Source organism: Wohlfahrtiimonas larvae, from assembly GCF_002006755.1.
Classification (GTDB): domain Bacteria; phylum Pseudomonadota; class Gammaproteobacteria; order Cardiobacteriales; family Wohlfahrtiimonadaceae; genus Wohlfahrtiimonas; species Wohlfahrtiimonas larvae.
In genome coordinates this window covers 1-6,737 of sequence record NZ_MVDO01000086.1, presented here as the reverse complement: position 1 = coordinate 6,737, position 6,737 = coordinate 1, and the positions used below count along the sequence as shown (strand labels likewise).

The 6,737-nt window shown below is 36.8% G+C and carries 7 protein-coding genes and 1 tRNA gene; 6 read left to right on the top strand and 2 right to left on the bottom strand.

Annotated elements, in window-relative coordinates; translation table 11 throughout:
• The 3 genes from BZK14_RS05570 to BZK14_RS05560 all read left to right on the top strand — a co-directional run.
• The coding region (locus BZK14_RS05570; RefSeq protein WP_077925572.1) for a DUF819 family protein at positions 1 to 955 on the top strand (955 nt) is incomplete at its 5' end.
• A gap of 9 nt (positions 956 to 964) precedes the next feature.
• Complete coding sequence (locus BZK14_RS05565; protein ID WP_077925571.1) at positions 965 to 2,023, top strand: dipeptide epimerase; 1,059 nt, start codon at positions 965 to 967, stop codon at positions 2,021 to 2,023.
• A gap of 131 nt (positions 2,024 to 2,154) precedes the next feature.
• Positions 2,155 to 2,736 carry a 2OG-Fe(II) oxygenase gene (locus tag BZK14_RS05560; RefSeq protein WP_077925570.1) on the top strand — a complete coding sequence of 194 codons (582 nt, stop codon included), beginning with the start codon at positions 2,155 to 2,157 and terminating at the stop codon, positions 2,734 to 2,736.
• Between the two features lie 64 nt (positions 2,737 to 2,800).
• Here the strand turns inward: BZK14_RS05560 and BZK14_RS05555 are convergent, their stop codons facing one another.
• Entirely contained in the window at positions 2,801 to 3,676 is an 876-nt protein-coding gene (locus tag BZK14_RS05555; RefSeq protein WP_077925569.1) for an MBL fold metallo-hydrolase, read from the bottom strand.
• Positions 3,677 to 3,790: 114 nt separating this feature from the next.
• Here BZK14_RS05555 and BZK14_RS05550 point away from each other — a divergent pair, with 114 nt between their 5' ends.
• The 3 genes from BZK14_RS05550 to BZK14_RS05540 all read left to right on the top strand — a co-directional run bounded on the left by BZK14_RS05550 (position 3,791) and on the right by BZK14_RS05540 (position 6,495).
• Complete coding sequence (locus BZK14_RS05550; protein ID WP_077925568.1) at positions 3,791 to 4,675, top strand: LysR family transcriptional regulator; 885 nt, start codon at positions 3,791 to 3,793, stop codon at positions 4,673 to 4,675.
• Positions 4,676 to 4,764: 89 nt separating this feature from the next.
• Positions 4,765 to 5,052, top strand: coding sequence for an ArsR/SmtB family transcription factor (locus tag BZK14_RS05545; protein ID WP_281249082.1), 288 nt, complete (start codon positions 4,765 to 4,767; stop codon positions 5,050 to 5,052).
• Positions 5,053 to 5,211: 159 nt separating this feature from the next.
• Positions 5,212 to 6,495 carry an arsenic transporter gene (locus tag BZK14_RS05540; protein ID WP_077925566.1) on the top strand — a complete coding sequence of 428 codons (1,284 nt, stop codon included), beginning with the start codon at positions 5,212 to 5,214 and terminating at the stop codon, positions 6,493 to 6,495.
• Positions 6,496 to 6,616: 121 nt separating this feature from the next.
• Here the strand turns inward: BZK14_RS05540 and BZK14_RS05535 are convergent.
• Positions 6,617 to 6,691: transfer RNA gene (locus tag BZK14_RS05535), tRNA-Gln, on the bottom strand.
• Positions 6,692 to 6,737 lie beyond the last annotated feature (46 nt).

Genomic DNA, 6,737 nt, shown 5'->3' with positions numbered 1-6,737 from the left:
AGCATTATTACCAGCGATGTTGGTATTGATGTTATTGAAGTGTGATGTACGTAGCATCATCAAATTGGGTCCTCGCATGTTGTTAGCATTCTCATGTGCAGTTGTGAGTATATTTGTTGCATTTGTCGTGGTTTATGTAGCACTACAAGGCTTCTTTATTGATGGCACATGGAGAGCATTTGGCGCGTTAGCAGGTAGCTGGACGGGCGGTTCTGCAAATATGGTTGCATTGCAAGATATCTTACAAGTGCCTGAAAACTTATTCGGCTACATCTTGATGATGGATACAATCAACTACGCAGTTTGGGTCATGTTTATGTTCTGGTTGATTCCATTTGCACCAAAATTCAACAAATGGACAAAAGCACCAGATGTATTGGGTGATTCAGCAGCAAAATTAGAGTTAGAAGAAGAGAAAGAGAAGCCAATTACATTCCACAATATTTTATATTTATTGGCGATTGGCTTAAGTGTTTCAGCGGTATGTTTATGGTTAGGTCGTATTTTGCCAGCAGTGGGTGATGTGATCAATGGGATGACTTGGACAATTATGATTGCATCTTTTATTGGCTTGATCTTAGCTGTAACACCAGTTTCTAGAATCTCTGGTTCAATGGAAATTTCCAATGTAATGTTATATATCATTATTGCATTGATTGCTTCACGCTCTGATTTTAGTAGCTTAACACAAGCACCAATTTATTTAGTGGCAGGCTTCTTGATTCTATTGATCCATTTAATCGTGATGGTACTTTTGGGTAAATTATTCCGTTATGACTTATTTACTTTAGGTGTTGCAAGTTTAGCGAATATCGGTGGTATGGCTTCTGCGCCAATGTTGGCAGCGAGCTACCATAAATCATTAATTCCGATTGGTATTTTAATGGCGCTTATGGGCTCATTCTTAGGTACTTATTTTGGTTTATTGATTGGTCAATTGTTGTCGATGATTTAAAGGCTCGCTATGAAAATTGTTAAAATTGAAGTTGCTACTGAACTATGCCCATTGCGTGTGCCATTTAAAACAGCATTGAGAACGGCATATGAAATTGAAAATATCCTAGTCAAAGTTCATACAGACAATGGTTTGATGGGCATTGGTGCAACAGTGCCAACTTGGGTGATCACTGGTGATAGCAAAGAAAGTATTGTTGCAGCGTTGGAAGGGCCAATTACGAATGCTTTATTGAATCAAGATGCGCGTAACTTGAATGTATTGTTGTTAAAGGTTCAGAAATCTTGCATCAATAATAGCAGTGCAAAAGCGGCGATTGATATTGCTTTGCATGATCTATTTGCCAAATGGCTCAATCAACCATTGTATGCAGTTTTGGGTGGCAACAAGCCACTCACAACTTGCATGACAATTGGCTTAGATGATCCGATTGTGATGAAACAAGCAGCGATGGATGCTGTGGCGCAGGGCTTTTCTGCATTAAAGATCAAAGTGGGCAATGCACCAGATAAAGATATCGAACGCATTTCTACGATTGTGGATGCAATTCCTTCACATATTCGTTTACGATTGGATGCCAACCAAGGTTGGAAAGCGAAAGATGCGATTCGTGTGATTCATGAATTGGAGCGCTTAGCTTTCAACATTGATTGGGTGGAACAGCCTGTTCATGCAAAGGATTTTGAAGGCATGAAATATGTGACGGATCATGTGAACATGAAAATAATGGCAGATGAAAGCGTATTTTCACCACAAGAAGCGTTTGCATTGTTGAAGGATCGCTGTGTGGATCTATTGAACATTAAATTGCTGAAATGTGGCGGCATTAGTGAAGCAATTAAGATTGCTGATCTGGGGGCATTGTATGGTGTGGAATGTATGATTGGCTCGATGATGGAGTCATCCATTTCTGTCACTGCGGCAGCACACTTTGCGGCAAGTCATCCGAATGTTTTGTATTGCGACTTTGATGCACCATTGTGGTTAACGGAATCACCGAGAGGAATTATTTATCAAGGTGAAGATGTTAAGCTTCCAGATACAATGGGCTTAGGCATCATAATCTAGCGAGAATGTAACGAAAAAAGCGCTTATTTTGGCGCTTTTTTTTCTGAGTGCATAATTAAAGTTTTAAATTTTATTTATCATAATTTTATGAGTATAAAAGATATCCACATCTATAGGAAATCTTGAACACAATGACAATAAATAATCTTTTAGATTCCTTAACAACTTCAGGTTGGTACGTTTGGGATGATTTTTTAAATACCTCAGAGATTCAATCCATTAAAGATTGCATTCCAGATACATTGCAAGAAGCTAAAATTGGTAATGGCGTTTCGTTGCAGTTGAACACAAATGTGCGTGGCGATGTAACGTTATGGTTGGATGATGATATGGGTGATCCTATCAAAAGCTATTTCAATAAAATGTATGATATTCGCCAAGAATTAAATGCAGGATTGTATTTAGGTTTACGTGATTTTGAAACGCATTTTTGTCGTTATAAACCTGGCGCTTTTTATCAAAAGCATTTAGATAATCCACAATCTAAAAGTCGCCGCAAAGTGACAACAGTTTTATATATGAATGAAGATTGGCAAACTGGTGATGGTGGCGAATTAGTGGTTTATGATCGTGAAGATACAAAACTATTAGAGCTGTCGCCGAAAGCAGGGCGTATGATCTTTTTTATGTCTGAGCAATTTCCTCATGAAGTGTTGCCAACAAATACAGTGAGAGAAAGTATTGCAGGTTGGTTTTTAAATTCTGTGGCTTAAAATACAATCGCCATCAATCTTATTATAGGCTGATGGCGATTGCTTAGAGTCTAATAAGAAATGGTTATTGTGGCCAAGCCATTTCACCTTGAATCACTTGAGCGCTCATTTCTAAGCTAGAAGCATCTTCTAAATTTGGGTATAAAGCTGTCATTTTAGCAATTAACTCTTCTGAATTTTTGCTAGATGCATTAGCTGCTCTAAAATCTTTCAGGTATTGTTCTGTAAACTTAACTGAATCTAAATTGAGTGTAGAATCGCCCACAAAATGTCCAGGAATGACAACCTTAGGTTGTAATGATTGTATAAGTGTTAAAGTTTCCTCCCAAGCATCAAGTGATTCTGGAGTTTGTGTATCTGCAATCCAAACGTGGATATTATCTGAAACAACCACGCCCCCCATTACGGTTTGAATGCTAGGGATCCATAAAAATGAACGTTCAGGTGCTTTGCCATCCAATCCTTGAATTTGAATCTCTTCACCTTCTAATGTGAATGTAGTCCCTGAGAGGGCAGTCGGCACAATTAATGTTTCTGGCGCATCCTCTTTGAGGACTTCGCCCCAATACGCCAACTTCCCATCTTTCGTAGCTTTAATTGCATCGACAGTTTCTTGGGTTGCAATAATTTTAGCGTTAGGAAAAGCTTTTGTGATGGTATCTAATCCAAAATAATAATCAGGATCAGAATGGCTAATGTAGATTGTTGTAAGTTGTTTATGGCTATCTTGGATCATTTTGACCAATTGTTCAGCATCTTTTTTGTGAAATTGTGCATCTATTAAGATAGCTTCATTATCACCAGAAATGAGATTAGATGATACGGGAAATGTGCTATCATTTTTAGGGTTAAATGTTTCAACATTGAGTGTCACAGCTTGTGCAGAAAAAACTAGGCTTGTGAGAAGTAAAGTGCCGGTCATCAATTTGGATATTTTCATAATATTTCCTTTATGTGGATTATTGTTGATGGGATGATTGTTATAATATGCGTAAATATTTAGATGATAAATAGCACTCAAAGCAATTCACTATTGCATTAATCGGACAAATATATGGATAGAATTCGGGCGGCAGAAGTTTTTATTACAATTGTAGAGCAAGGTAGTTTAAGCGGTGCAGCTGATAAGCTCGATATGTCACGTGCAATGGTAACAAGATATTTAGCAGAAATGGAAGGTTGGGCAGGTGCGCGATTGTTGCATCGAACAACTCGGCGCTTGAGCTTAACGTCAGCAGGTAAAGTAATCTATAACGAAGTTCTAAAGCTTAATAATATTGCAAATCGATTACCTTTATTGAGCCAAAATTATAGTGATTCACCGGCAGGGAGTTTGAGAATCAGTTGCCCGCACTCAATTGCATATGATGAATTGGCAAAAGCATTAGTTCCATTTCTTAAACAATACCCTAAGATTGAAATAGATGTACGAATTAGTAATCAGGCAGTTAATTTGGTAGAAGATCGCATTGATTTGGCCATTCGTATTACAGATCAATTAGAACCACAATTAATTGCTAAAAAATTAGGTGTTTGTCATTCTGTCGTGTGTGCCTCACCTGAATATTTTTCTGATAAAGATCTTCCCAAAGTACCTAATGATCTATTAGTGCATAATTGTTTAGTGTATCGGTATTTTGGGCAAAATGAATGGTGTTTTGATTATGATGGGCAAGTTTATGCCGTATCAGTTAAAGGGCAGTTAAGATCTAATGAATCGACATTTTTAACACAAGCAACGAGTGCTGGTGCTGGCATTGCAATGTTACCATATTCAAGTGTTCGCAATCAGCTCAAAGACGGCTCCTTGATTCAAGTATTGCCCAACTATCAACCCAAGCCTTTAACTGTGTATGCTGTGTATAGTAGCCGAGAACACATGCCGCAAGCATTACGTTGTTTATTGGATCATTTATCTGATTGGTTTAAGAATATTTAAGATTATATTGTGCTCGATCTTTTTCTAGTTTATGATTATTTCAAGATTAATTGAAATATTGAATTATGGACAAGAGATTAGCGGTTAAAATGTTTGAGTCATTATCCTCTGAAATAAGATTGGATATCTTTCGTTTATTGATAAAGCATGCAGATTCAGGATTGGTTGCAGGTGAAATTGCAGAGGCTTTGGAATTACCTAATACAAATTTATCCTTTCATCTCAAAGCGTTGGTGCATGCAGATATGATTGATGTGACGCAAGAAGGGCGATTTTTACGTTACAAAGCCAAAGTCGATCAGATGCAATTCTTGATCAATTTCTTAACAGCTGAATGTTGCAATGGTCAGCCAGAGCAATGTTTTAAAAAATCTTAATCAATGAATATTCATGTAGAGATCTATGTGAATATTTTTTATAGCTAATATTTCAATGATAGTTGAAATATTAAAATGAATGAATTTTGCTGTATATAGCGCAAGAATTTATGAAGTTTATTGAATGAAATTTGAATAGAAATAGGAAAGGTAAACAATATGTTATTGGCTTTATTGATCTTTATTGTGACTCTGATCTTAGTGATTTGGCAGCCAAAAGGATTAGGTATTGGTTGGAGTGCTTCAATGGGGGCGATTGTTGCGCTGATTTGTGGTGTGATTCAGTTACAAGATATTCCAGTTGTTTGGGGTATTATTTGGAATGCAACTTTGACATTTATCGCAGTGATTATCATCAGTTTAATTTTAGATGAAGCAGGTTTTTTTAAATGGTCAGCGCTGTATATAGCACGATTTGGTAATGGTAGTAGCCAAAGATTATTTGTCTATTTGATTTTATTGGGTGCTTTGGTTGCAGCATTCTTTGCCAATGATGGTGCAGCATTAATTATGACGCCAATCGTAATGGCAATGCTCTTATCGCTAGGCGCGAGCAGAGCAACAACATTAGCATTTGTGATGGCAACGGGATTCATCGCAGATACTGCAAGTTTACCATTAATTGTTTCAAACTTAGTGAACATTGTATCTGCCGATTATTTTGATATCAGCTTTGGCCGTTATGCATCTATTATGATACCTGTGAATATTGTATCAATTTTAGCGACATTGTCAGTGTTGTATCTCTATTTTAGGAAAGAGATACAATTGAATTATTTACCTGATAATTTACCACAACCGAATACAGCGATTGCAGATAGAAAAACCTTTATAGCAGGCTGGTTTATTTTATTGTTTTTATTGGTGGGATTTTTCGCGTCGGATGCTTTAAATATTCCTGTAAGTTTAATTGCAGGACTTGGCGCATTGATATTAATGATGATTGCTCATTGTGGCAAAATTGTGGATTTGAAAAAAATTGTGTTAGGCGCGCCATGGCAAATCGTTATTTTCTCTTTAGGCATGTATTTGGTTGTATTTGGCTTACGCAATGCAGGTTTAACGGATTATATTACAAGTTTATTGAATACATTTGCAGATCAAGGCATTTGGGCTGCAACATTCGGTACAGGCATTTTAGCGGCATTTTTATCATCTATTATGAATAATATGCCGACGGTTTTAGTAGGAGTATTATCCATTGATGCAAGCACCGCAACAGGTTTAACGCAAGAGGCGATGGTTTATGCAAATGTCATTGGTAGTGATTTAGGACCAAAAATAACACCTATTGGTAGTTTAGCAACATTACTTTGGTTGCATGTATTATCACAAAAGAATTTAAAGATTACATGGGGATATTATTTTAAAGTAGGCATTGTGCTTACAATTCCTATCTTATTGATAACTTTATCTGCATTAGCTGTAAGAATATTATTTTAATAGTGATATTTGAGAAGAATAGCTGGCATTGCTCTTTTGTGGGTGATGCTAAATATATTTAAATCACATATATAGATATGAAAAAAGCGATTAACAAATCAATGTTAATCGCTTTTTAATTTGGCTGGGCTACTAGGATTCGAACCTAGGAATGACGGGATCAAAACCCGCTGCCTTACCGCTTGGCTATAGCCCAATTACTTAGGTCATTGACCGTAAGAGCTGAGAATTATAGGCAACAT